This window comes from Vibrio sp. TRT 29B02, assembly GCF_050113655.1.
Classification (GTDB): Bacteria; Pseudomonadota; Gammaproteobacteria; order Enterobacterales; family Vibrionaceae; genus Vibrio.
The window spans coordinates 1-603 of sequence record NZ_JBNJOJ010000075.1 but is presented as its reverse complement, the minus strand read 5'-3'; the positions used below and the strand labels follow the sequence as shown (position 1 = coordinate 603).

Here is a 603-nt window from a genome sequence, read left to right as displayed (position 1 = left end):
CACATCCCTAATGCATTCACCCACATAAACACTTTAAATTTAGTTGATTTCGTTGTTGCTCGTTTACGAATAAATGGGTACTTCACCCAGTAATCAAAGCAACGGCTAGCTATCTCCCAAGACAATTGGTATTTAGGTCGCATATGACCATTATCGTCATAGTATTTGCTAAGATCTTTAGCCAGTTGCTTATCCATAAAAATAATATGCTTAAGACTACCTAGAGATACAATCGCACTCATAATAACACCTGGAACAGCCCAAACAGTTGCATAATAAAAAAAAACAAATGCGACATCTTTAATAATCATTAGAACCCCAAGCATACATTTCGTCTACAAACCACTTACCAACAAGTGTACCGGTCATCCCACCAACACCACCACCTACAATAGCCCCACCGATTGCCGCAACAGCCAGCACAGGTGCGGAGGCAGTCACACCGATAGCCAAAGCAATGCCAGAAACAGCTGTAACAGCAAGCCCCACTCCAGCACCTCCACCTTTGACTCCGCCGTATACTCCGCCAATAAAGCCCCACACTTCACGAGTTGTTGTCTTGCCACACTCGCCAGTACCATCCACCTTGCACGCTTCATAGAT

The 603-nt window shown here is 44.1% G+C and carries 1 protein-coding gene and 1 pseudogene; both read right to left on the bottom strand.

The features are described from left to right. Nucleotides 1-311, bottom strand: a 311-nt coding sequence (locus tag ACQEXT_RS21255) for a hypothetical protein (RefSeq protein WP_426953446.1), incomplete at its 3' end; no start/stop codon positions are given. Beyond that, nucleotides 301-603: pseudogene (locus ACQEXT_RS21250) on the bottom strand (hypothetical protein); the annotation flags it as partial. The gene ACQEXT_RS21255 and the pseudogene ACQEXT_RS21250, both read right to left, overlap by 11 nt.